Below are 24,516 nucleotides of genomic sequence, written 5' to 3'. Positions count from 1 at the left end.
TCAATGGAAGTTATAGCGCAAACCAAGCATAACCTGCTGACGGTCATACTCATAAAGCTCTATATTTGAATCAGATTTTGTAAAACTGTAGTTCCCCAACACTGTCCAAGAAGGACCTACAACCCACTCTAGGTTTAGATTAGCTGACATATATTTATCATGGCGCTTCACACCATAAATCCAATCATTACCTGCATATTCACTGTCTTGGTAAGTGATTGAAGGCGTAACCTTTAAGCTTTTAAGAGGACTTAGTTGAACCCCAACATTGCCACCCCAAAAAACTCGATCTACTTGCCCATCCGACAGAATATTGGACTCATCAGGTGTTTCATTACCAATAAAGCCACCCACAAAATAAAGTGGATTCCATGATCCTGTTCCAGCATAGAGGTAATTAACGCCTGCATTTAGCTGTAAAGCATCTTTCCAATCTGAGTCATCGTAGACGAGTGAATTAGCGCCAATAAAGATTTTAGCAATTGAATTGCGGCTAACCTGTTTGCTCCATTGGCCATTTACACTATACATATCCCTATATTGTTCACTATCTAAAAGATATTTTTGTAATGAGAAATTAATTTGGAACTGTTGGTCATCCATTTTCCAAAGATGACCGCCACTCAAAGTTATATTCTTATAATCCTGCTCATCTTCTGTGTGGTAATAACGCATATCAGCATGCGCCCCAAATAAAAGAGCATTATCTGAGCTATAAGCATGTTCAATAAAGCCCCCTAGACGAACCTGATTAAACTGATCGTCCTTACCTAATGCATCACTACTTAATATAACCACATTCGTTTGATCATCAGGGCCAGCGTTCAAATTACTATCATACCCTGCCCAAACTTCGACAAAGCTTGTGAACTTAGTTGGAGGAACAGTAGTTTTCTTATCGATCAGGGAGAGGTATTGATCAATACGATTAGCAACCGTCTGAGGTGGATTGATTTTTTTAACTTGTAGAAAGAGTTGCTTAGCTTTATCAAACTGATTTAAAAGGTAATAACCTCGCGCTAATTCCAGCTTAGCTAAAGAGTTATTAGGTTCTAAAAAAATAACTCGTTCAAGCGCAAAAACACCTTCACTTACACGCTTACTATCAATGGCTGCAACCCCATATTGCATATCAAACCCTGGATCACCTTCCAGGCTCTCCAGGTTAGATATAGCCAACTGGTAGGCCTGCTCATATTTTCCCTGATCAACTAAATTTTTCAGATCAATGACCGTGTCGGCCATAACTAATGAGGAAAGGCAGTAAAGACCTGCAGCCAAATACTTAGGTAACTTACTCACTCTTAACACTCTCCCAGCTTAAGAGGATATAAAAATTCAAACATTATCAATGTTTTGGGAATAGTGCTATCTCATGCCCACACTATTCATAGGAATTTAGTATATAGATCAATTAAGGGTAAGTATTTGGACCGCGATTTGGTGACGGGGTATTAGCTCCACCCTGATTTGGCGTAACATCCAGATTCAAATTTAGCTTTTCATTAGCATTTAATGCTGGAATCTGATTATTTCCTGCTCCTGACATTAAATCAGGCCCCATATCTTGGAGTAATTCAAACAATTTGAAGGGGGTTTGGCGGATTTTCAGGTTACTACCATCTCCACCAAGAAAGAAATAGCGTCCCATCTGAATGGGAGCCCTAATCGATTTGTTACCTACAACGATTTCACCTTCTAAGACATATCCATAGAGGCCCATTTGCGCCCGCGTTGTTTCCTGGCAAGTTTTATCACAATAAAATAGTGTGTAGTGAGTTCCTCTCACGCCTATGGTCGCTATCGGCGTGTGGACCTCATAACTCTCTTTGTTGTTATCGCTAATTGCACCCGTCAAAGTTCGCAAACCTCCTTTTAAAAGGCGATAAACCGATTTTCCATCTTCTGGTTTGCTTTTGCTGAAACGGTATTCTTCAACATTAAAAAGGGTATCAGGGCGAAGGGATAGACGCGATCCATCCGTAAAACGAATCTGTAAGCGACCTTTAGGTCCAGTAGCAATACTATCAAGAGAGTAAATTTCAGATTTCCGCTTCAACTGCCTAACATCGCTCTTCGGAAGCTGAGCGGTATTGTTACCCACACTTAACAGTACGTGCCCTGCTTTGCCTGCAGACATTGCACTTGGCGAAAAAACAACAGCAACAACGATTGGCAGCAGCCACTTAATCATCAACCTAACTCCATTTATAAACTAATAGCTTGTTTTACCAACCAGCTGTCGGTTTAGTAATCAGTGTAGCCAAGCTTTATCCAAATGATAAAACTTCAATCCTGCATCAAGTTTAATTAACAAAAGTGTGTTGTTTCAGTGTTTGCAACTCGTCTCTATACTTAGCAGCCAACTCAAATTCGAGGTTCTTCGCCGCCTCATACATTTTATCTTCGATCTTAGTTATCGCTTTAGAGAGCTCTTTTGGTGATAACTGTGCAGCATCATCCACTTGATACTCAGCAGCCTGCTCCGCGACTTTCTTAGCTGTACGAGAAGCTTTACGACCAGGCACAGTACTCGCCCCTTCCATAATATCAGCAACGGATTTACTGATACTTTGCGGAACAATACCGTTTTCTTCGTTAAAGGTTATCTGCTTTTGACGGCGACGCTCAGTTTCATCCATTGATCGCTGCATCGAACCAGTAATCTTATCGGCATACAGAATAGCCCTGCCGTTAACATTACGCGCGGCGCGGCCAATTGTCTGAATCATCGATGTTTCTGAACGCAAGAAACCCTCTTTATCCGCATCCAAAATAGCAACCAGAGAGACCTCTGGCATATCTATCCCTTCCCGAAGCAAGTTAATGCCGACAAGTACATCAAACTCTCCTATACGGAGGTCACGGATAATTTCGACACGTTCAACCGTATCTATATCCGAATGCAGATAACGTACCCGAACACCATGTTCATCTAGGTACTCTGTAAGATCTTCAGCCATGCGTTTGGTTAACACGGTAACGACTACACGCTCTTTCTTAGCGACCGTTAACCGTATTTCAGACAGAAGATCATCTACTTGAGTTGATGCTGGACGGACTTCTACGACAGGATCGACTAGGCCTGTTGGTCGAACTACCTGTTCCACCACCTGCTGCTGATTTTCTGCCTCATACTTACTTGGTGTCGCTGAGACAAAAATCATCTGCGGAGACTCGCGTTCCCACTCTTCAAACTTCATCGGTCGATTGTCCAATGCAGAAGGAAGACGGAAGCCAAACTCCACCAACGTTTCTTTACGTGAGCGGTCACCACGATACATTGCGCCAATCTGTGGGACTGTTACATGAGATTCATCCAAAACCAGCAAGGCATTATCTGGCAGGTAATCAAACAAGGTCGGCGGCGCAGCCCCAGGCTCACGCCCAGAAAGGTAACGGGAGTAGTTTTCGATACCAGAGCAATAACCCAACTCCATGATCATCTCCATATCATAGAGAGTGCGCTGTTCTAAACGCTGAGCTTCAACTAACTTATTATTCTCACGTAACTGCTCAAGACGCTCACGAAGCTCATCTTTAATCTTATCCACAGCTGCCAAAAGCGTTTCTCGAGGCGTAACATAATGGCTCTTTGGATAGATGGTAGCGCGTGGAACACGGCGTAAAACTTCGCCTGTTAACGGATCGAAGTAACTAATCTCTTCGATCTCTTCATCGAATAACTCAATGCGAACCGCTTCTTTCTCCGATTCTGCAGGAAAAATATCAATAACATCACCACGTACTCGATAATTACCACGGTGAAGTTCAACATCATTACGTGTGTATTGCAGCTCTGCTAGGCGACGCAGAATGGCACGTTGATCGATAATTTCACCGCGATCCACATGCAGCATCATGCCTAGATATGATTTTGGGTCACCCAAACCATAAATCGCAGAAACCGTTGCAACAATGATGGCATCATCTCTCTCCAACAACGCTTTAGTTGCGGACAGACGCATCTGCTCGATATGGTCATTTATCGATGCATCTTTCTCGATGAAGGTATCAGAAGAAGGCACATAGGCTTCTGGCTGGTAGTAATCGTAATAAGAGACGAAATACTCAACCGAATTATCCGGAAAGAACTCCTTAAACTCCCCGTATAACTGGGCAGCCAAGGTTTTGTTATGGGCCATGATAATAGTAGGACGCTGAACTTGAGCAATCACATTCGCAATAGTGAACGTTTTACCTGAGCCCGTTACACCCAAAAGAGTTTGTGAGGCTAAACCAATATCAATGCCATCAACTAACTCTTTAATGGCCTGCGGCTGATCGCCTGCGGGCGTAAACTTCGAGTGGACTTTAAATCGTTCTTTCATTCTGCGACCCAATTTCGAGCAAAGCTGAGCATTATATCTCAGCAGCTGCTACTTTTACTTGCATAAATACGTATTAAAAAGACCGCTCTTAAGAGAAAAAAGTTTCCTTTAATCAATTTATTGATCTGAAAAGGTATTTTTTCGCTCAAACAGGATTCATGCGGGCTATTGTTTGCTGTATCATATGCGGGTTTGGAAACTCCTAGCTAACACAATATTTAAAGCGGGATTTCTGCTGATTAATGTCGGTATCTGCAATGCAGATATTCTTATCGAGGAACTTAGGCTTGAACGTTCAACTTTCAGACCGCGTCAACAACATCAAACCTTCTCCAACGCTGGCGGTTACTAACCGTGCAGCTGAACTGCGCGCGGCAGGTAAGAACATTATTGGCCTGGGCGCTGGCGAGCCCGATTTTGATACTCCGGATCATATCAAACAGGCTGCCATCCAGGCGTTGAATGAAGGTTTCACAAAATACACCGCTGTAGATGGTACACCGGCATTAAAGACAGCCATTATTAACAAATTCAAGAACGATAACGGTCTTGAATATGCTGCTAACCAGATTCTTGTTTCTTGTGGCGGTAAGCAAAGCTTCTTTAACCTATCTTTAGCCCTGCTAAATGCAGGTGATGAAGTCATCGTACCAGCTCCGTACTGGGTATCTTACCCAGACATGGTAAAAATGGCGGATGCTGTCCCTGTGATTGTTACTACAACTCAGGAACAGCGCTTCAAGATGACTGCTGAGCAACTAGAAGCTGCAATTACAGATAAGACACGTTTAGTCGTACTAAACAGCCCTTCAAACCCTACAGGTGTTGCTTACACACTGGACGAATTGAAAGCGCTAGCTGAAGTACTACTTAAACACCCGCAAGTACTGGTTGCGACTGATGATATGTATGAGCACATCCGTTTTAACGATGAGCCATTCGTAAACATCCTTAACGCATGCCCAGAGCTTTACGAGCGTACAATCGTTCTAAATGGTGTATCCAAAGCATACTCTATGACAGGTTGGCGTATCGGCTATGCAGCTGGCCCGCTTGCATTGATTGGCGCAATGAAGAAGATCCAATCACAGAGCACGTCTAACCCGACTTCAATTGCACAAGTTGCAGCACAAGCAGCACTTGAAGGCTCTCAAGAGTGCGTAGCAGAGATGGTTGTAGCATTTAAAGCACGCCACGAATATGTTGTTAACACACTAAACAGCATCAACGGTGTTAGCTGCATCCCTGCTGATGGCACGTTCTATGCATTCCCAAGCTTCCAAGAAGTGATCGATAACGATGATCGTTTTGCTAACGATATCGAATTGGCTGAGTTCCTTCTAAACGAAGCGGGCGTTGCTCTGGTACCAGGTTCTGCATTTGGTGCGCCGGGTAATATGCGCCTATCTTTCGCAACTAGCATGGAAGTGCTAGAAGACGCATTGGGTCGTATCCGTAAAGCACTAGAAGCTTAAACGAATTTTTGATCTAAAAAACCGAGCCTCTGCGCTCGGTTTTTTTCTGCCTAATGAAAATATATTGATATCTTTACTTTTCTTAGTAAGAACTTGAACCTTATCATCTTAAGTGACTCAGATATTTGTTCACTGTTTGGGAGACTCGTTAATGTTGGACAAATTAACTTGCCTTAGCCGTTCTGCTTTTTTCTGGTTAAGCTTAATTTTCATCGGCATCAGCATGGAGGCAGTAGCCCTCTATTATCAATACGCTTTGGACTACTACCCTTGCGTCTTATGTATCCATATTCGCATCTGGCTTTTCGCTCTGATTATCGTAGCAATATTCGGTCTGTTTACACGTAAACATGGATGCCTGAGTAAACTAAGCCACTTGCTAACACTCGTTGTCGGAATCGGTCTCGTAGAACGCTCATGGAAGACCCTAGCAGTAGAGCGCAACTGGATAGTGGATAGCTGCAGTATGGACAGCGGTTTGCCTAACTGGTTTGCACTTGATCAATGGATCCCATCGGTTTTTGCTCCTTGGGAACCTTGCGGCTATACCCCTGAGCTACTGTTCGGTATCACTATGGCAGAAGGCTTAATGGCATTTTCTGCACTGTTGGCAGCAACAGCAGCCGTTTTCTTCGGGCTACAGTTTAGATCTACACAATCTAACTAATTCCCCATTTACTGAAAAGGCGAACACTTAATAGTGCTCGCCTTTTTTATTAGTAGCTAGGCGTAAGTTTGGAATTTCTCATCCAAAGGAGTCTGAGCTATGTAATTTACATAGTTACTCATTACCTTTTGCGACAATCCCAGAATTATTCCAAGCAGATGCTTCTGTTCATAACCTGCCGAGAAGAAAGCATCAAGCTGCTCATCAGAGATACGTCCTCGCTCACGAACAATAGCCAAAGTTGTGTCATGCAATACTTGCAACTTTTGTGTAGGTAGAGCTGTTTTGTTTCTTAACGCCTCATTGACAGCGGGATCCACTTTCATCATGTCTGCAATCAAGCTATGTGCTGGCACACAATACTCACAGCCGTGTTCGACATTAATCGTCTGCCAAACTACCGTTAGCTCAGCTGCATTGAAGTCTGTTTGTTGAAATAAGGTATGTAACTGCTGATAGGCTTCCAGTACAACTGGCTCTTCACCTAACACGGCATGTAAATTTGGAATCATGCCAAAATTCTTCAACGAGTTTTCAAACAGTGCTTTAGTCCCTTGAGGGGCCGATTCCATCGTGTGTAATTTGAATTTACTCATCATTTCTCCATTTACTAATCGATTTAGCCTATGCAAGAACGCCTTCCCCACAAAAACAGATCAAGCCAGCCATATTTGAACAACTGTTCACATCCAAAACAATAACCACTATTGAACACTTGTTCAAGTTAAAAATAAACAAATCCTCAATAAGTTAAATTTGTAGGGTTAATGCTAGCTAAATGCAGAACGCATAAGAGCATCCATATATGGCCTTTTAGTATTTACATGACTTTGCAGTCTAGAAGGCCTATGCAAAGTCACGCTTAATTATGATTTCAACAGTACGGGGGAAATCTTTTCAGAGCTTATGATGGAGAATAATAAGCTGCCTTGAGAAGAAAAAGAGCTTGGATAATGATCATCAGAAATACAGCGAGCTGTTTAAACCAAACAACTCTTATCACTCAACATTTAACTATAAGTGATATAAATATATCCTAAGCGCTCGCTGCTTAAATCAGCTGAACGCTTAATTAAAAGCGGTTAGCCCCTATCACTAAACGCCAATTTAACCCCTAAAAGAGCAAAGCTCCCTGCAAATAACTTTTGCATCATCTGGCTGATTGTTTCAGAGCCCACAACAAATTCGCTAAAGCGCCCTGCCAAAAAGCCATAAATCACAAAAACCGCAAAGGTCATCAGCATAAAGATAAGACCCAGCACAAACATGCTCATCAGTGGCGAACCAACTTCAGGTGAGACAAATTGTGGTAAAAAGGCGAGAAAGAAGATCGACAGCTTAGGATTTAAGATATTGATTAAAAAACCTTTCATAGCAATAACACTATATTTAGCCTCTTTCTCTTTCTGATCCAATGCAAAGGATGACGAAGAACGCCACATCGACCAAGCCAAATACAGAAGATAGGCTACGCCAACAAACTTAACGATCTGAAAGGCAATAGCGCTAGCATGAAAGATTGCTGCCAATCCTAAAATACTTGCTAAAAGCGATGGCACAATACCGATCGTACATCCTAATGCCGCAAACAAGCTTGCACGTTTACCTATAAATAACCCGGTAGCCACAGTGTATAAAACACCTGTTCCGGGAATAAGTACTACGATAAGAGAGGTGATTAAAAACTCGAGTGAGATCATTTAGCAACACCAATTAAATCTGTTTAGCTTGCTCAGGATCATACGCGCTAAAAGCAATCAAACGCAATTGAACGCTATACATCACGAATCTCGAATTTTACTTTTCAATTCTTTACACATTATTACATTGTTAACTGAAAACAGATCTTTAGAATAGGCTTTCCCTACTTCTAAAGACTAAGATCGGACTTTCTATGTTTAAGAAAAATTATCTGGCTGTATTTATGCTTTGTGTGGCTGCTTTTCAAGTCAACGCTCAGGGTATGCCTGCTGAGGTAGTGACAGTCAAAACTCAAACACTGGATAAGAAGATCTCTGCCATTGGAACACTCCAAGCCAATGAATCTATTATGCTTCGCCCTGAACAAGGCGGTCGTATAGAAAAGATTCTATTTAGAGAGGGTCAGCAAGTAGAACAAGGAACCCCGCTATTTAAGCTAGATAGCTCCATCTATGTAGCTGAACTAAAAGAGGCACAAGCACGTGTCCAGTTAAGCCGAACAGATTATGACCGTGCTCGTAGCCTGTTGAAGAAAAAAGTGGGTTCGGTACAAGAACGTGACAGCAGCTTAGCCCAACTTCGTGTCGACCAAGCTCAGGAAGCCTTAGCGCAAGCGCGTTTAGATAAAATGACCTTAAACGCTCCCTTTACCGGTTTTACCGGCTTGCGTTTGGTAAGCCCTGGCGATTATGTAAATCAGGGTGAAGACCTGATCGAGCTTACTGATTTAAGCACAATGAAGTTAGATTTCCGGGTGCCTGAGATTTATCTATCCGAGCTACAACCAGGCCGTCAACTCAACATCAAAGTAGATGCCTTACCGGGCGAACAAATCGCTGGTGAGGTATACGCGGTGTCTCCAAGCTCTGACAGCAGCGCCCATAATATTCAAGTACGTGCGCAAATCCCAAATACTGAAGGCAAATTACGCCCAGGCCTTTTTGCGCAAGTCGATCTGCTAGTTGACCAACAAACAACCGTAGTAATCCCTGAGCAAGCCATCATTCCAAAAGATGGCGGCTTTTTCGTGATGACAGTTCAAGAAGGTAAAGTAGCGATGGCCCCAGTTACTTTGGGACAACGCCGCCCGGGTATTGTGCAAATCATATCTGGGCTTGAAGAAGGTTCAGTTTTGATTACTGCAGGGCAAATTAAACTCTTCCCAGGCATGCCTGTAACACCGATATTTACCGATGGCACACAGCCAGCTAAAGCTGAACCGGCCCAAGAAGAAGCACAGGCTCAAGAAAATAAAACTGCAGGACAGGATAAATAATTATGATTCTGTCTGAAATCAGTATTAAACGACCCGTCCTAGCGACGGTAATGAGCATACTGGTCCTGCTGGTAGGTCTACTTGCTTACGATCGCTTAACCGTTCGAGAATACCCAAAAATCGATCTACCGGTAATTACGGTTGAAACTACCTACCCCGGCGCAAGTGCATCGATTATCGAAACGCAGGTTACTCAGATCATAGAAGACTCTCTCTCCGGAATTGAGGGTATCGACTTCATGAACTCGATTAGCCGAACAGAAAATTCGCAGATTAGTATCACTTTCAAAATAGATCGCGATCCTGATTCTGCCGCTGCGGATGTTCGAGATCGCGTAAGTCGCGTAATTGGCCAACTACCAGATGATGTTGACCCACCGGTAGTTGCGAAGACAGAAGCCGATGCCCAACCTATTATCTGGCTTGCCTTCAACTCTGATCGCCATAACATCATGGAAGTATCAGATATAGCCGATCAGCAGGTAAAAGATCAGCTACAAACCGTCTCAGGTGTAGCTAATGTCATGATCTTCGGTGAACGAAAATATGCGATGCGTATCTGGCTAAATCCTGCTCGCATGGCTGCGTTCAAGGTTATTCCTAGAGATATCGAAGAAACACTTAGCCGTCAAAATATTGAGATTCCTGCTGGCCGTATCGAAAGTAAAGAACGTGAGTTCACTCTACTTGCCAGAACAGACGTTAACGATATAGAAGCTTTTAAACAGCTAATTATTCGTAATGAAGATGGCTACCCTGTTCGAATTCAAGATGTAGCACGGGTTGAAATCGCACCGGAAAACGTTAGACGTATCACGCGTTATAAAGGAGAAAGTGCTGTTGCACTGGGTGTGGTAAAACAATCCACAGCAAATCCTCTAGATGTATCTTCAGGTATTCGCGACAAATTAGACAAACTCCGTCCGACATTGCCAGAAGGTATGAATGTAGAAGTAGCTTATGACTCCTCGATCTTTATCGATGAGTCCATTCAATCGGTATATACCACGTTGATCCAAGCGGGTATTTTGGTTGTTCTGGTACTGTTTTTCTTCCTTCGTAATATCCGAGCAACCCTGATTCCGGTGGTTACTATCCCACTCTCGTTGGTGGGTGCATTTGCGATGATGTACTGGATGGATTTCAGTATTAATACATTGACCCTACTCGCACTGGTCTTAGCGATCGGTTTGGTTGTGGATGATGCCATCGTAATGCTGGAAAACATCTATCGACATGTTGAAGCGGGTGAAACGCCTATTCAAGCGGCCTTTAAGGGTGCAAAAGAGATCGGTTTCGCAGTGTTAGCAACAACAGTGGTGCTGGTTGCCGTATTTGCACCTGTTGCCTTTTCTGAAGGGCGAACAGGCAAGTTATTTACAGAATTCGCCCTGACACTTGCTGGCGCGGTGGTTGTTTCAACCTTTGTGGCTTTGACCCTATCGCCGATGATGTCGTCGAGATTGCTAAAACATGAAACGCGACACAGTGCGATTTTTAATCTGATAGAAAGCTTCCTTCAAAGCATTACCAATCGCTATCAGGCATTGCTAAATAAACTGCTAAGCTCTCGCCTACTCGCAATCGTCATTATGGCGGCGAGTTTTGGTGGCGCAGCTTACTTTTATACCCAGTTACCTCAGGAACTGGCACCTTATGAAGATAGAGGCACGATTCTGAACTTTGCTATCGCTCCAGATGGTGCATCCGTCGATTATATTGATCGTTACACACGCCAAATCGAAGCAACGATCAGCCAAACCCCAGAAACAGTCCGTTACTTTGCGGTGGTCGGTTTCCCATCTGAAACCAATGCTATGGTATTCCAAGGTTTAGAACGCTGGGAAGATCGTGATCGTAAACAGCAAGCGATTGGCCAAGAGCAAACACCAAAGCTCTATGGCGGTATTCCAGGTATTATGAGTTTCTCTCTCAACTTACCGTCTTTGGGTCAAAGCTTTATTTCACGCCCGGTCGAATTTATCGTTAAAACCAATGGTACTTATGACGACCTGAAAGTGATCACCGATCAGTTAATGGCGAAAATCCACAGTAATAAAGGCTTTGCCCAACCGGATTCCGACCTTAAGCTGAATAAGCCGGAATTCCAGATCGATGTGAAACGCGATAAGTTATCTGAGATGTCCGTCGATGTCGCTGATCTGGGTCGAACCCTAGAAAGTTACATGGCTGGCCGCGAAGTAACTCGCTTTAAACGCGCCGGTGAACAGTACGAAGTTATCGTAAAGGTTGATGATCAACAGCGCCGTGACCCAAGCGACCTAACCGATCTATACATGCGTAATCAAAACGGCGAAATGGTTCAGTTCTCAAACCTTGTAGAACTACGTGAAAGCGTTGCACCACGTGAACTTAATCACTTTGATAAAGTGAAGGCGGTAAAAATACAAACCCAGCTTGCTCCTGGTTACAGCCTAGGTGAAGCGCTCAACTTCCTTGAGCAAAGTCTGCAAGAGATCGCGCCACAGGCAACCTATGATTACACCGGGCCTTCGCGAGAATTCAAGAAGTCTAGCAGCAGCATGCAGGTGACATTTGCACTGGCATTGATTGTCGTATTCCTAGTACTAGCTGCTCAGTTTGAAAGCTTTAAAAATCCGATGATTATTATGCTATCGGTTCCACCTGCGGTGTTTGGTGCACTTTTTGCGCTACATTTCAGTGGAGGCTCTCTCAGCGTATACAGCCAAATAGGTCTGATTACCCTTGTTGGACTAGTCACTAAACATGGTATTCTGATCGTTGAGTTTGCAAATCAGCTACAAGATCAAGGGCGAGACCTACGCAGCGCAATCATAGAAGCGGCATCTTTGCGTTTACGCCCTATACTGATGACGACAGGCGCAACAGTATTAGGTGCTGTACCTTTAGCAATTGCTATGGGCGCAGGTGCTGAATCGCGCCATCAGATCGGCTGGGTTATTGTTGGCGGTATGACATTCGGAACGTTATTGACCCTTTTTGTCATTCCTACCGTATATAGTTACTTAGGTAAGCGAACTTTCAAGGAAGTTCAGCCAGAACAAGTTTAAGGATATTTAAGTTTATGAATATAAAGCAGCTTTTTCAGGTTTCATGCCTTTCTCTAGCTGTCAGCAGCGTTTCTGCAGGTGAATTAGCAGATATCTACCAACTCGCTTTGGCTAATGATCCACAGTTAAAAGCAGCGCAAGCTTCATTTAACGCTGGCAAAGAGATCGAAATCCAAAACCGCTCTAGCTTATTGCCTAATGTGAACTTGAGCGCCAACACAACAACGATTGATTCCGATACAGCTGATTATAACAACCACGGCTATACCCTATCCCTAAGCCAACCGGTATTTAATGCGGCTGCTTGGTTTACCTTCAAACAGGGCCAAGTGATCTCAGAACAAGCCACACTACAGTTTGAACTGGAACAGCAAACACTGATCAACCGTACTGTAGAAGCTTACCTTGGTGTGCTAAGGGCGAAAAGCGACCTACAAACATCTGAAGCTCAAGAACGCGCAATTAAACGCCGCTTAGATCAAGTTAATGCTCAATATGATGTCGGCTTAATCGCCAATACCGATGTACAAGAGGCTCAGGCTTCATACGACAATGCTCGTGTAGCCCGTATTGCCGCTGAAGGTAATTTAGAAAATAGTTACGAAGCCTTAGAGCGCTTAACAGGCCAAGGATTTGATACCGTTGGTCAATTGTCTGAAGAGTACCCAATTGAAGAACCGGTCCCTGTTCAAGCCCAACCTTGGTTAGAAAAAGCTTGGCAAGGCAACTTGGCGCTTCAACTTGCAGATCGCTCATCTGAAGCAGCACGCCAAGCAGCAAAGGCTGGTCGTGCAGGTCACTATCCAACGCTGAACCTGACAGCTAGTTATGATTACGATAATGGTACTGCGATCAACGATGACAGTACTGATACATCTTCAATCGGCCTAACTCTGTCAGTACCAATCTACTCCGGCGGCTCAGTGAGTTCACGCAGCCGCGAGCTGGAACAGCGCTTAATTGAAAACCAGTTTAACCGTGAAGATACACTTCGCGAAGTGACTCAAACGACTCGAAGCCTTTTACGTAATTTACGTACCGGCGCTTTAAGCGTTCAAGCGCTAAACCAAAGTATTAAATCTAGCCAAACCGCTTTAGAAGCGACTGAAGAGGGTTACAAAGTAGGTACGCGTAATGTGGTAGATGTATTGCAAGCCGAGCAGCAGCTTTATGCAGCGCAACGCGATTACGCCAATGCCCGTTTCGACTTTGTACAGAACCTCATCACCTTCAAACAGCAGTTAGGCACGCTAAACCCTGAAGATATAAACGAACTCGACAGCTGGCTGCAGTAAGCAGCTATGACAATAACGGGTGCTTAGGCACCCGTTATTCGTTAAGGGAATGTATGGGTAAGTAGGTATTTAATCTATTCAGTATTTATAGATATAGTTAGTTATATTCATCAAAAGCTGCTATCTAATTAAAGCGCATCTAATTTAATCCGATTTGTACCTAGGATTAACGTTTCTCAAAGGAGCTTGTTTTGAAACAGATCATTTTAGCCACTCTTCTAACTGCTTTGGCTGCCACTTCACTGACCGCTAATGCCAACGAGAAACCTTTACCTGCGGTATTAGTACACAAGGTTCAAACATCGGATTTGACCCCAACCTTTAAACTGGTTGGACGGATTGAGGCAACTCAACGCGTTAACTTATTGGCCCGTGTATCTGGATTTCTAGAAGATCGCCTATTTACTGAAGGTCGTGATGTTCAAGCTGATCAAGTGTTGTTTAAAGTAGAAAAAGCTAACTACGAAATCGCGCTGAAACAAGCTGAAGCAGATCTAGCCTCGGCAAGAGCCGGATTAAAAAACGCGCAAACTAACCTTAATCGAGTAAGCCAACTGCGAAAACGCAAGGCGGCTTCGCAATCCCAGTTCGATCAGGCTGTAGCAGACCGTGACCAATCCCGTGCGCAAGTTTTAAAAGCAGAAGCAGGATTAAAGAAAGCGGAATTAAACCTAAGCTATACCGAGATTAAAGCTCCGTTTAGTGGTCGTATCGGTAAAGCGAACTTCTCTGTTGGCGACTTGATCAGCCCTGAAAGTGGTGTGCTAGCTACAGTCGTAAAGATAGATGAAGTCTATGTCGAAATGGCAGTGAGTGAAAAGCTGATGCTGGATGCGCGCCGCAAAGGGATTGATTTAGATAACCCTCCCGTTGCGCCGCGGTTGATATTGTCCGATGGTAGTGTGTATGAGCAGCAAGGTCGCTTCGATTTCATCTCACCTGAAGTCGATCCTAATACAGATACGATTACACTGCGTGCAAGCTTCGAAAACCCAAAATACTTGTTATTGCCAGGTGAGTTTGTTCACGTAGAGATTAAGCGTAAACAACCAGAAATAGGTATCCAAATACCGCAATCTGCCGTACAACGTGACCGTAATGGTTACTTTGTGCTCGAAGTAGATCAACAAGATAAAGTCACAGTTACTCGCGTAGAAATGGGGCCGCAAGTAGAAGGTCAATGGCAAGTACTTAAAGGCCTAGATGAAGGTGATCTAATCATCACCGAAGGACTGCAGAAGGTTAAACCAGGCATTCAAGTTAATGCAGTAGCGGAGTAAGCCATGTTCTCGATCTTCTTTATCAATCGGCCTAAGTTTGCTCTGGTCATCTCCATTGTGTTGATGATTGCCGGTGCTTTGGCGATCTACGGCCTACCCGTAGCTCAGTTCCCTGATATAACGCCGCCAAAGGTACAAGTCAAAGCGAAATACCCTGGGGCTAACGCAGAAGTGGTGGAGCAAGCAGTAGCGACCCCTATTGAGGCCCAAGTTAATGGCGTGGACAACATGCTGTATATGTCCTCCACCTCAGCTAATGATGGTAGTTACACGCTGGATATCACGTTTGCTGTAGGTACGGACCCAGACCAAGCGGCCATCAATGTACAAAACCGTGTGGCTTTAGCCGAAGCGTCTTTACCGCAAGAAGTTGTTCGACAAGGGGTCACGACTAAGAAACAAGCAACTAACATGTTGCTGGTGATTAACCTCTACTCTCCTGAAAACACATATGACGAGCTGTTTTTAAGTAACTACGCCACACTTTATGTGCAAGATGCTTTGGCGCGAATTAATGGTGTTGGCTCGGCATCACAGTTCAGCCCGATGGATTACGGTATGCGAGTGTGGTTAGACCCTAACCGCCTCAAGGCATTAGGGCTCTCACCTAAGGATGTCAGCAACGCCATCTCACAACAAAATATCCAAGCGTCTGTAGGTATTATTGGACAGCCACCTCTTACGCAAAATCAGCAGTTCCAATATAACCTGCGCGCTAAAGGCCGCTTAGAATCAGTTGAAGAGTTTGAAAACATCATCCTTCGCACAGGCGAAAACGGTGCTTCTGTTCGCCTTCGTGATGTAGCCCGAGTAGAACTTGGCTCGCAAAGCTACAGTGCGTCCTCAATTATGAATGGCAACCCTGCAGCCACTGTTGCGATCTATCAAAGCCCAGGAGCGAACGCACTTGAGGTGGCTGACAATGTATACGCTGAACTAGAGCGTCTAAGTGAGCGTTTTCCTGATGATATGGAATACGCAATTCTCTATGACACAACGCTTTCAGTAAAAGCATCACTACAAGAAGTAGTCGAGACTCTATTTATTACCTTTGGTCTTGTAGTACTGGTAACATTCCTGTTCCTTGCCGATTGGCGCGCAACACTCATACCCTCAGCCACAATTCCTGTATCGTTGATTGCCACCTTTGCCGTGCTTTCGATACTTGGTTTTAGCATCAATACCATCTCCCTTTTCGCCTTAATTCTGGCAATAGGTATCGTGGTTGATGATGCCATTGTTGTGGTTGAAAACGTTAAACGCCATATGCAAGAAGGCTTATCAGCTAAAGAAGCAACTGCTGTCTCAATGAAAGAGGTCATCGGGCCCGTCATTGCGACCACTCTTGTACTCTTAGCAGTATTTGTTCCGGTTGCCTTTATGCCAGGTATAACAGGTAAGCTATATACAGAGTTTGCAGTAACCATCTCGGTTGCGGTGTGTTTCTCATCCCTAAATGCACTGACCTTATCCCCTGCGCTTTGCTCCCTTCTGTTAAAACCGGCGACTGAACCGACTGGCTTGTTCAAAAAGTTCGATCAGCTAATCGACTGGACCCGTCGAGGCTACGTGAACAAAGTTAACTTTTTGAACAAGCGCTTACTGTTAAGTATGGGTTTGATGGCAGCAATGGGCGGCGGTGTTTACCATATGTTCACCACAACCCCGACCAGCTTCTTGCCTTATGAAGACAATGGTGCCTTTTTTGTTAACGTTCAGCTTCCTGATGGTGCATCACTCAACCGTACCGACGAGATAGTCGCCCAGATTGACAAAACCCTCGAAGAACAACCGGGTGTAGAAAACCGTCTTGGCATTAAAGGCTTTAGTATCTTAGGTGGCGCGGCACCAAATGCTGCACTAGCAATTCCAGTGCTTACCCACTGGGATGAACGTACTGCACCGGAAATGGCTTGGTACAAAATTCTAAGAGAACTCAATCAGAAATTAGCGACGATCCCAGGCGCAAATATTATGGCCTTCCCTACTCCACCAATTCCGGGTTTGGGTAATGCCGCAGGTCTAGAGGCAATTCTGTTGGATCTTAAAAATGGATCGCCTCAGGAACTTGCTCGCGCTACAAATTCGCTCATCTTCGCAGCGAACCAAAAGGCCGAGTTTGACCGAGTTTACTCCACCTACTCTGCTAATGTTCCACAACTGGAGCTGGTAGTAGATCGTGATAAAGCGCTCTCTTTGGGCGTTTCGATGAGTGACTTATTCAGCACATTGCAATCTCAGCTTGGTACTCAGTATGTAAACGATTTCAATATTTTCGGGCGCAACTACCGGGTTATGTTACAAGCTGATGCTGAATTCCGTGACAATATTGACGATCTAAATAGCCTTAATGTTAAGAGCAACCAAGGCCATTTAGTGCCGATAAGCGCACTTGTCGAAGTAAAACCGGTACTGGGCCCACAATCTTTAACGCGCTACAACCAATCACGTTCAGCTTCGTTGACTGCAACCCTCGCTCCCGGCATGGCGACAGGTGACGGTATTAACTTGATGGAACAACTAGCCAAAGAAACTTTGCCTGATGGTTATGCTCTTGAGTGGACGGGAAGCACTCAGCAAGAACAAGAAGCCGGCGGTTTTGTAATCATCATCATCTCGCTAGCTATCCTATTCGCTTACCTATTCTTAGTCGCTCAATACGAAAGCTGGACTATTCCGGTTGCGGTGATGCTATCTATTACTGTCGCCATTTTAGGTGCGATTCTGCCGCTATGGCTGATCCCAGGTTTGACCAACAACCTGTATGCCCAGATCGGCATGGTTATGCTGATTGGTCTTGCGAGTAAGTCTGCTATCTTGATTGTGGAATTTGCTAAGCAATTGCGTGAAGAAGGCAAAGGTATTATCGAGGCGGCTAATGAAGCAGCTAACTTACGCTATCGTGCTGTATTGATGACCGCTTTCTCCTTTATCTTAGGTGTAATGCCTTTGCTAACGGCTTCTGGTGCAGGTGCTGCTAGCCGAATATCCATAGGGTTTGTTGTGTTTGGCGGTATGCTTCTAGCAACAGTCATCGGTATATTCTTTATTCCTGCTCTATTTGTAGCGATGCAAACTTTACGTGAAAAAGTTAAAAGGAAATCTGCTTCAGACAATGCCCAATCAGGAGACTCAGTATGAAAAAGTTAATTTTGATGAGCATTGCTGCACTGATGTTAGCAGGCTGTCAATCCCAGCCATCTATGCCAGAGGGAGCTTTGGTTTGCGAAGATCCTCGACCTCAGATGTGTACCATGGATTACACACCCGCATGCGGGCATCACTCAGACGGTAAAACCAAAACTTATTCCAACAGCTGTTCAGCTTGTGCGAAGCCTGATGTCAGTTTTGTTATCGCTGGTGAATGCAAACAATAAACAATGATTTGGTGAGTATGCCCCACATTCTCACCTGACCTCTATTTCTGCCACTCAATCCCGAATAAATCAAAATCAACTAGACTGTTAATTGTTATTCACCACATGACTGGCGAAAAGACATGGAACAGCGGGAATCAGGCTTTAGATTCTTTTTCTATCTAATTGGCTTCAGCGCTATCTTTCTAGCGTTTATCTACACTTCCGTTTTTTCCTACCAGCAATATGCCAGTTTACGCGCCGAATTAACCACTGCCAGCAGCAATAACGACATTCAACTACGCACCGCTATGGCGATGCGCGCAGCCGTCAGAGAAAGAGCTATCTTGCTTTGGCAGATGACCTTACTTGAAACGCCAGAAGAGCGAAAACAGCTGTTCAATACGTTTTACAGTCAGGGAAGTGAATATCACAAATCACGTTTAACTTTGTTGAATACAGACTTAGATCACCCCGAGCAGATCATCATTACAAAACTAGACAAAGAAGCTGCTAACAGAGCGCCTGAGTTGAGAACGTTTTCTGAACTACTCAACAACAATCGAGTTCAAGACTTTAGATCTGAGCTAGGTAAAGTACTGAAAGACAAAACGACCATTGCAGGACTTCTAGATCGTTTTATTAGTTTACAACAAGCTCAAAATGAAGAGATCTGGCAAGATTCATCTCACAAAATGGAAGTCTTACTCTCCAAACTCATCGTTAGAATGGTATTGATCATACTGGGAGGTTTCTTATTTGCTGTCTATGTCATGGCCACGACTTCGAAACAGAACAAACTGATCCGAATAGCCAATCAAGAACTTCGTCATTTAGCCTGTCATGACAATTTAACTGGCCTTCCTAACCGTAGATTTTTACTCCATCAACTTGATATTGTGCTCGCTGCGGCTAAACGTAAACAACATAAGGTTGCCATCATCTTTATTGATCTGGATGATTTTAAGCCGATTAATGATACCTACGGCCATGATATCGGCGATCAATGTTTGCAGGACATATCCAATCGCATATCTAAAGTAATCCGCGGCTCAGATATGTTAGGTCGATTAGGCGGCGATGAATTCTTACTAATTCTGTCTGAAATTGAATCCTCAACCCAAGCCATTGCAGTGATTCAAAAGATACTAACCATTATCAATGAAGACATACCCATTGAGAGCAGCACTGCTAATCTATCGGCCAGCATCGGCCTTTATATCTACGCTTTAGAAGATATAAACGCAGAGGAGGCGATTACTTTGGCGGATAAAGCGATGTATCAAGCCAAAAAAATGGGTAAAAATCAGTTTTACATTATCTAACTCACTGTATTAATTCTATCTAAAGAATGAGCACTTCTGGTCTATATTGATACCCACTCCAGAACTGCTAAAATTGCGGGCCTCATTCCTAAGGTGCCCATCATGTCTGATATCTCTTCACTATCTCAACTTCTTCGCCAAAGTGGCGGTCAGGTCCGTTTTTTCGATATGGGCCGTCGTGTACAAAAACTTTCGACTGAACAGTTTGAAAAGATAGAGAACCAGCAGACACCTTATCCCTATCCATATTTACAGCACGCATGGATAGCCTTAATGATCTGGAATCCTAAAAACAAAGAACAAGGCGCAGCTTGGTTTCTAAAGCTACCTTTAGATGAGCAAGGCTTTCTGATCCAGGCTGTACGTGATGATCTGCTTAGCCGTCTACTTAAAAACGCCGGTGGCATCCTACAACATGAGAAAACGGGTGAGATGCCAGAGGATGCTTTGAAAGATAATCCTTTTTCTTTCAAACCTGATCAGGAAAAAATGGCTCTGTTCCATGCCTATTCTACGCTAGCCTCAAGCGAACCTGCTTCACAATACTATGAACATGCAGAACAGTATTTTGCAGGTCAAATCGGTTTTGATAACTGGCAATCTCTAGGTTATCAAGGTATCGCTGATCTGGTTGTGCGCCACGAGAAAAGTAACAACAGTAAACTGTTAACTAAAGCCATCCCGCTTCTACCCGATGTGCCATTCGAAGTGCTGTGCACCTGCATAGAAAGCATCGAGCCGGACCACCAGCTATTTGAAGCTTTAAGCTTACGTGCAGAACAAACAGTAGAGCGTGGGACAGCGAACGCCAATCACATTGCAGCCATTACCCGTGGCATCTCAAATGCGCGCAATACACCTAGAAAGCAAGAGATCATCAATAAGATCTTACAGAGTGATTATGCACTAGAAGCAGAAGTGATCGTCTCGATTGCAACTCGCTGCCATGAAGCACTTCAAGAACCAGCAACACTGCACTTATTCTTAGAAAAGCTCGCAATAGGTAAAGCAGGCCAAGCAGGCTTCTCTCGTGTGCTATCTGACTTGATGTTTATGCCAGCGCTACGTGCACTGATCCTGATGCAATTCCGTAACGAAGAGCGCAGTGAAGCGCTTAGCCAAGCGATTGGCGAGATGTTTGGCGCTAACTTTAAGTAATATTTCCACGGCTGGAATGACCTATCTTCTCCTAAGGTGCTCCAGCCGCCCTGCTCCTTCCTAATATTTCTTTATTTTTCATAAAGCTATCCGCAATTCAGGCTGCAGAGTCTGATTTCCTTTCTATACTGAAATTACGACCACTCCGAAAATGTACCAATCCGTTTAAATAATGCGTACTCGAGTGGGAATACAAAACCGAAGGAACCTGTGACTTGACCAATCAGGTTTTTGAGTCATAGGTATTGGAATGGATAATCATTTTATTGATCTTCACCCTAACACTTTATTATTTATATGATTATTCTTATTTACATGTTTTTTGTAAGGCTTTAAATCAACGATTTCAGATAGCCTTGTTTTTGAGTCATCAGGTTTTAAGAGAACATTAATATTCATGGAAACTTCTAGTTTTACAGGCCTAATCAATAACGTCGCCCTACTACTCGCAATGGGGATCGTTTATGACTCGCTAGGCCTGCAAAACATCCGCAATCACTTACTTCGAGACAGTATTTCTGGCGTATTAGTCGGCCTGCTTGCTATGGCGGTCATGCTGACCCCTTGGGAATTAGAACCTGGGGTATTTTTTGATGCGCGTTGGGTGTTAATCAGCTTATGCGGTCTATTTTTTGGAATTGTACCTACCTGCATCGCCGTAGTAATGGCGGTAAGTCTGCGAATTTTTCAGGGAGGGGCAGGAATTTATGTTGGCTCATCAGTGATTATCTTCTCAGCCGCCATAGGCTTATCTTGGCGGTATCTAAGTGATAAATATCAACAACCCCTGAACTGGTGGCGTTTGTATCTGCTGGGCCTAGTGGTACAAGTCGTTGTACTAGGTTTGATTCTGTTCATGCCTGCTGATTTACGCTTCAAGATCATCGCCGCGATTGCACCCACCATTCTGACGTTCTATCCCATCGGTACTATGCTTCTTGGCCTAATTCTTAGAAGACAACAGGACCGACGGGATGCTGAACAGGAAGTGTTGATCAGCCGGCAAAACCTAAACCGTGAACGGGGTCTACTGAAAGGTTTAATCGACGCATTACCTGATCATATTTTTATTAAAGATACGCAAGGTAAATACCTTGGCTGTAATACCGCTTTCCAAGACTTTACAGGTAAAAGCGAAGCAGAAATTACCGGCCGTACTGATTATGAGTTATTTGTAGAAGCACAAGCGGTTAAAAATGAGCAAGAAGAACAAAACGTTATCGACCACCTTGCCTCTAATAGTCAGGAGCAGTGGAGTGATAATCAATCGGGCGAGCGAATACTCTTAAACACCCTCAAAATGCCTTTCTGGGATACAGATGGTCAACTACAAGGCTTAGTAGGCATTAGCCGAGATATTACTGAAGAACGCAAAGCCCAAGAACATATCCTGACCCTGTCTCAAGCTATAGAGCAAAGCCCCGTATCTGTTGTAATCACCACATTGGATGGTCAGATAGAGTACGTAAACTCGACATTTGAAAAGGTCACTGGGTACGATAAAGAAGAAGTTCTTGGCAAAAACTCCAGAATATTAAAGTCCGGTCGCACACCGGTTGGTCGTTACGCAGAATTATGGCAGCACCTAATTCAAGGCAAAGCATGGCGTGGTGAGTTCCAAAATCAGCGCAAAAATGGAGAGATATTCTGGGAGGAAGCCCATATTGCGCCCGTGCACGATTCAGAAGGCAAAACTAAATATTACTTAGCGGTAAAACAGGATATTACACAACAGAAAGCGCAAGAAGAGAAGATTCTTCACCAAGCGCACTTTGATAGCTTAACTAACCTGCCTAATCGCTTCCTTTCTCTTAACCGTTTGGAAACTATGCTCCTTGAAGCGAGAAGAAAGAAGCACTCTGTAGCTGTCCTCTTCCTCGATATGGACGACTTTAAAAAAGTTAACGATACGCTCGGACATGCCACGGGTGATAAAATTCTGGTTGAAGCAGCTAAGCGATTAGAGCAATCGGTACGAGAGATAGACACTGTTGGCCGTTTGGGTGGCGATGAATTTATTGTCCTACTCAACCATTTAGAGAATGCCGAACAAGCTCAGCCAATTGCACAAAACCTAGTATCCCAATTCCGTAAAGCGCTGAATGTGGATGGCAGGGAGATTATGCTGACTATGAGTGTTGGCATATCTATTTATCCGAACGATGGAACGGACCCTGCTGAGCTTCTACGTAATGCCGATTCGGCAATGTATCACTCTAAAGCGCAAGGCCGTAATAGCTATCACTACTTCACCGAAGAGATGAATATAGGGGCTGAGCGCCGTTTGTTATTAGAAGAGCAATTACACAATGCTCTTCAGCGTAAAGAGCTGCATGTCCTATATCAGCCCGTAATCGACCTAGATACACAACAAATTGTCGGTGCAGAAGCCTTATTACGTTGGAACTCGCCAACATTAGGAAATATACCGCCTTCTGAGTTTATTCCTGTTGCTGAAAATACCGGTTTAATCGTAAACATCGGTAAGTTTGTACTTAAGGAAGCGATGCATCAGAGCAGTCACTGGATCAAAACATTGCTGCCGCAATTCCATATTGCTATCAACCTATCACCGCGTCAGTTTAGAGACCCTCAATTGATCGACTACATCACTGAACAGATGACAACACATCAAATTCTCGGCTCTAACCTAGAGCTAGAAATTACCGAAGGTGTATTAATGGCACAACACGCGGATATTGATGAAGCGATTGCAAAACTCAATGAGCAAGGCGTCAGCATATCTATGGATGATTTCGGTACTGGATATTCCTCCCTCAGTTATTTGAGAAGTTATCCATTTGACACCCTCAAAATCGATCGTAGTTTTATCAGTGATATCTCTGTCGACCCTGCCGATTTAGAGCTAGTTTACGCCACCATCGATATGGCTCACGGTCTTGGTTTAAGAGTTATTGCGGAAGGGGTAGAAACTCAAGAGCAGATGAATTTACTACAGAATAAACACTGCGATATGGCCCAAGGTTACTATTTTAGTAAACCCGTCACACCCGATGTCTTTGAAACCATGCTAACCAAACAAGTTAAACAGCCTTGTAGTTAGCCATTATTCAGCAGGCTGCAATCTTGTCTGCGTCTGCTGAAAAATCTTTCCCACGAGCACAATCATAATCGAGCCAATCAAAACTGGTGTTACTAGAAAGGCCCACCCCTGACTGGATAACATAATTAAGATTGGATTAGCACCCGCCGGCGGATGTGTTGTTTTACTCAACAACATAGCACTCACACCAAGTCCTGTCGCAATAGCAAGAGTTAGCGGATTCACTTCAAGAAACTGGCTAAATAAAATGCCGATAAAGGCAGTAATCAAATGTCCTAAAATCACATTTTTCGGCTGGGCCAAAGGGCTATGCGGTACCCCAAATACCAGCACAGCAGTTGCCCCAAAAGGCGCCATTAAAAACGCAATGTCTTTAAATGATGTTTCCAGCAGGGCTAACAAACCTATAGCAACAGCAGCGCCAAATCCGGCAACGATGGATGTAGTGATCTGCTTCATATTAACCTCAATAAAAAGTGAAATTTTTCAGCAAAGAAGTGACTGATTGTTCAGTCACTTCCTCTCTAAAAGTACC

The 24,516-nt window shown here is 43.9% G+C and carries 17 protein-coding genes; 11 read left to right on the top strand and 6 right to left on the bottom strand.

Translation table 11 applies throughout. The features are described from left to right. The 3 genes from ACMXYW_RS04525 to uvrB form a co-directional block, all read right to left on the bottom strand. Positions 1-1,302, bottom strand: coding sequence for a surface lipoprotein assembly modifier (locus ACMXYW_RS04525; RefSeq protein WP_415900419.1), 1,302 nt, complete (start codon positions 1,300-1,302; stop codon positions 1-3). 112 nt (positions 1,303-1,414) lie between these two features. Then, positions 1,415-2,194: a FecR domain-containing protein gene (locus ACMXYW_RS04520; RefSeq protein WP_415905372.1), complete on the bottom strand. Its 780-nt coding sequence runs from the start codon at positions 2,192-2,194 to the stop codon at positions 1,415-1,417. Between the two features lie 112 nt (positions 2,195-2,306). Continuing rightward, the gene (gene uvrB / locus ACMXYW_RS04515) at positions 2,307-4,331 is read right to left on the bottom strand and encodes an excinuclease ABC subunit UvrB (protein WP_415900417.1); all 2,025 of its coding nucleotides are present in this window, start codon (positions 4,329-4,331) and stop codon (positions 2,307-2,309) included. A 287-nt stretch (positions 4,332-4,618) separates the two neighbouring features. Here uvrB and ACMXYW_RS04510 point away from each other — a divergent pair, with 287 nt between their 5' ends. Beyond that, positions 4,619-5,806, top strand: a complete 1,188-nt coding sequence (locus ACMXYW_RS04510; protein ID WP_415900416.1) for a pyridoxal phosphate-dependent aminotransferase — start codon at positions 4,619-4,621, stop codon at positions 5,804-5,806. 151 nt (positions 5,807-5,957) lie between these two features. After that, positions 5,958-6,473: a disulfide bond formation protein B gene (locus ACMXYW_RS04505; RefSeq protein ID WP_415900415.1), complete on the top strand. Its 516-nt coding sequence runs from the start codon at positions 5,958-5,960 to the stop codon at positions 6,471-6,473. 56 nt (positions 6,474-6,529) lie between these two features. Here the strand turns inward: ACMXYW_RS04505 and ACMXYW_RS04500 are convergent, their stop codons facing one another. Both ACMXYW_RS04500 and ACMXYW_RS04495 read right to left on the bottom strand, forming a co-directional pair. Beyond that, a complete protein-coding gene (locus ACMXYW_RS04500) occupies positions 6,530-7,069 on the bottom strand; it encodes a carboxymuconolactone decarboxylase family protein (protein ID WP_415900414.1) in 540 nt (179 codons plus the stop codon). 486 nt (positions 7,070-7,555) lie between these two features. After that, a complete protein-coding gene (locus ACMXYW_RS04495; RefSeq protein WP_415905371.1) occupies positions 7,556-8,173 on the bottom strand; it encodes a LysE family translocator in 618 nt (205 codons plus the stop codon). 194 nt (positions 8,174-8,367) lie between these two features. On the opposite strand from ACMXYW_RS04495, the gene ACMXYW_RS04490 reads away from it, so the two are divergent. The 9 genes from ACMXYW_RS04490 to ACMXYW_RS04450 all read left to right on the top strand — a co-directional run bounded on the left by ACMXYW_RS04490 (position 8,368) and on the right by ACMXYW_RS04450 (position 23,981). Beyond that, positions 8,368-9,450 (top strand): efflux RND transporter periplasmic adaptor subunit, encoded by a 1,083-nt coding sequence (locus ACMXYW_RS04490; protein WP_415905370.1) that lies wholly within the window; start codon positions 8,368-8,370, stop codon positions 9,448-9,450. A 2-nt stretch (positions 9,451-9,452) separates the two neighbouring features. After that, positions 9,453-12,503 (top strand): efflux RND transporter permease subunit, encoded by a 3,051-nt coding sequence (locus tag ACMXYW_RS04485; RefSeq protein WP_415905369.1) that lies wholly within the window; start codon positions 9,453-9,455, stop codon positions 12,501-12,503. Positions 12,504-12,517: 14 nt separating this feature from the next. Further along, a complete protein-coding gene (locus ACMXYW_RS04480) occupies positions 12,518-13,798 on the top strand; it encodes a TolC family outer membrane protein (RefSeq protein ID WP_415905368.1) in 1,281 nt (426 codons plus the stop codon). Between the two features lie 191 nt (positions 13,799-13,989). Then, entirely contained in the window at positions 13,990-15,078 is a 1,089-nt protein-coding gene (locus tag ACMXYW_RS04475; protein WP_415905367.1) for an efflux RND transporter periplasmic adaptor subunit, read from the top strand. Between the two features lie 3 nt (positions 15,079-15,081). After that, complete coding sequence (locus tag ACMXYW_RS04470; RefSeq protein ID WP_415905366.1) at positions 15,082-18,219, top strand: efflux RND transporter permease subunit; 3,138 nt, start codon at positions 15,082-15,084, stop codon at positions 18,217-18,219. After that, positions 18,216-18,455, top strand: coding sequence for a hypothetical protein (locus ACMXYW_RS04465; RefSeq protein ID WP_415905365.1), 240 nt, complete (start codon positions 18,216-18,218; stop codon positions 18,453-18,455). The genes ACMXYW_RS04470 and ACMXYW_RS04465 overlap by 4 nt, the downstream gene beginning before the upstream one ends. A gap of 122 nt (positions 18,456-18,577) precedes the next feature. Then, on the top strand, positions 18,578-19,759 hold the full coding sequence (locus ACMXYW_RS04460) for a diguanylate cyclase domain-containing protein (RefSeq protein ID WP_415905364.1): 1,182 nt from the start codon (positions 18,578-18,580) through the stop codon (positions 19,757-19,759). Between the two features lie 102 nt (positions 19,760-19,861). Beyond that, complete coding sequence (locus tag ACMXYW_RS04455) at positions 19,862-20,917, top strand: DUF3549 family protein (protein ID WP_415905363.1); 1,056 nt, start codon at positions 19,862-19,864, stop codon at positions 20,915-20,917. A gap of 397 nt (positions 20,918-21,314) precedes the next feature. Beyond that, positions 21,315-23,981: an EAL domain-containing protein gene (locus ACMXYW_RS04450; RefSeq protein WP_415905362.1), complete on the top strand. Its 2,667-nt coding sequence runs from the start codon at positions 21,315-21,317 to the stop codon at positions 23,979-23,981. Between the two features lie 3 nt (positions 23,982-23,984). Here the strand turns inward: ACMXYW_RS04450 and ACMXYW_RS04445 are convergent, their stop codons facing one another. Then, positions 23,985-24,440 carry an HPP family protein gene (locus tag ACMXYW_RS04445; RefSeq protein ID WP_415905361.1) on the bottom strand — a complete coding sequence of 152 codons (456 nt, stop codon included), beginning with the start codon at positions 24,438-24,440 and terminating at the stop codon, positions 23,985-23,987. Between the last annotated feature and the right edge of the window lie 76 nt (positions 24,441-24,516).

Origin of the sequence: Neptuniibacter sp. QD48_55 (assembly GCF_047778115.1) — a bacterium.
Taxonomy (GTDB): Bacteria; Pseudomonadota; Gammaproteobacteria; order Pseudomonadales; family Balneatricaceae; genus Neptuniibacter.
The sequence above is the reverse complement of the archived record's forward strand: the minus strand, read 5'-3'. Positions and strand labels throughout refer to the sequence as shown.

Excerpts from the sequence above, each read along its gene's own strand:
- ACMXYW_RS04485 (WP_415905369.1), top strand. The coding sequence starts at position 9,453 with ATGATTCTGTCTGAAATCAGTATTAAACGACCCGTCCTAGCGACGGTA.
- ACMXYW_RS04450 (WP_415905362.1), top strand. The coding sequence starts at position 21,315 with ATGGAAACTTCTAGTTTTACAGGCCTAATCAATAACGTCGCCCTACTA.
- ACMXYW_RS04445 (WP_415905361.1), bottom strand. The coding sequence starts at position 24,440 with ATGAAGCAGATCACTACATCCATCGTTGCCGGATTTGGCGCTGCTGTT.
- ACMXYW_RS04500 (WP_415900414.1), bottom strand. The coding sequence starts at position 7,069 with ATGAGTAAATTCAAATTACACACGATGGAATCGGCCCCTCAAGGGACT.
- ACMXYW_RS04520 (WP_415905372.1), bottom strand. The coding sequence starts at position 2,194 with ATGATTAAGTGGCTGCTGCCAATCGTTGTTGCTGTTGTTTTTTCGCCA.
- uvrB (WP_415900417.1), bottom strand. The coding sequence starts at position 4,331 with ATGAAAGAACGATTTAAAGTCCACTCGAAGTTTACGCCCGCAGGCGAT.
- ACMXYW_RS04460 (WP_415905364.1), top strand. The coding sequence starts at position 18,578 with ATGGAACAGCGGGAATCAGGCTTTAGATTCTTTTTCTATCTAATTGGC.
- ACMXYW_RS04505 (WP_415900415.1), top strand. The coding sequence starts at position 5,958 with ATGTTGGACAAATTAACTTGCCTTAGCCGTTCTGCTTTTTTCTGGTTA.
- ACMXYW_RS04490 (WP_415905370.1), top strand. The coding sequence starts at position 8,368 with ATGTTTAAGAAAAATTATCTGGCTGTATTTATGCTTTGTGTGGCTGCT.
- ACMXYW_RS04480 (WP_415905368.1), top strand. The coding sequence starts at position 12,518 with ATGAATATAAAGCAGCTTTTTCAGGTTTCATGCCTTTCTCTAGCTGTC.
- ACMXYW_RS04465 (WP_415905365.1), top strand. The coding sequence starts at position 18,216 with ATGAAAAAGTTAATTTTGATGAGCATTGCTGCACTGATGTTAGCAGGC.
- ACMXYW_RS04455 (WP_415905363.1), top strand. The coding sequence starts at position 19,862 with ATGTCTGATATCTCTTCACTATCTCAACTTCTTCGCCAAAGTGGCGGT.
- ACMXYW_RS04470 (WP_415905366.1), top strand. The coding sequence starts at position 15,082 with ATGTTCTCGATCTTCTTTATCAATCGGCCTAAGTTTGCTCTGGTCATC.
- ACMXYW_RS04495 (WP_415905371.1), bottom strand. The coding sequence starts at position 8,173 with ATGATCTCACTCGAGTTTTTAATCACCTCTCTTATCGTAGTACTTATT.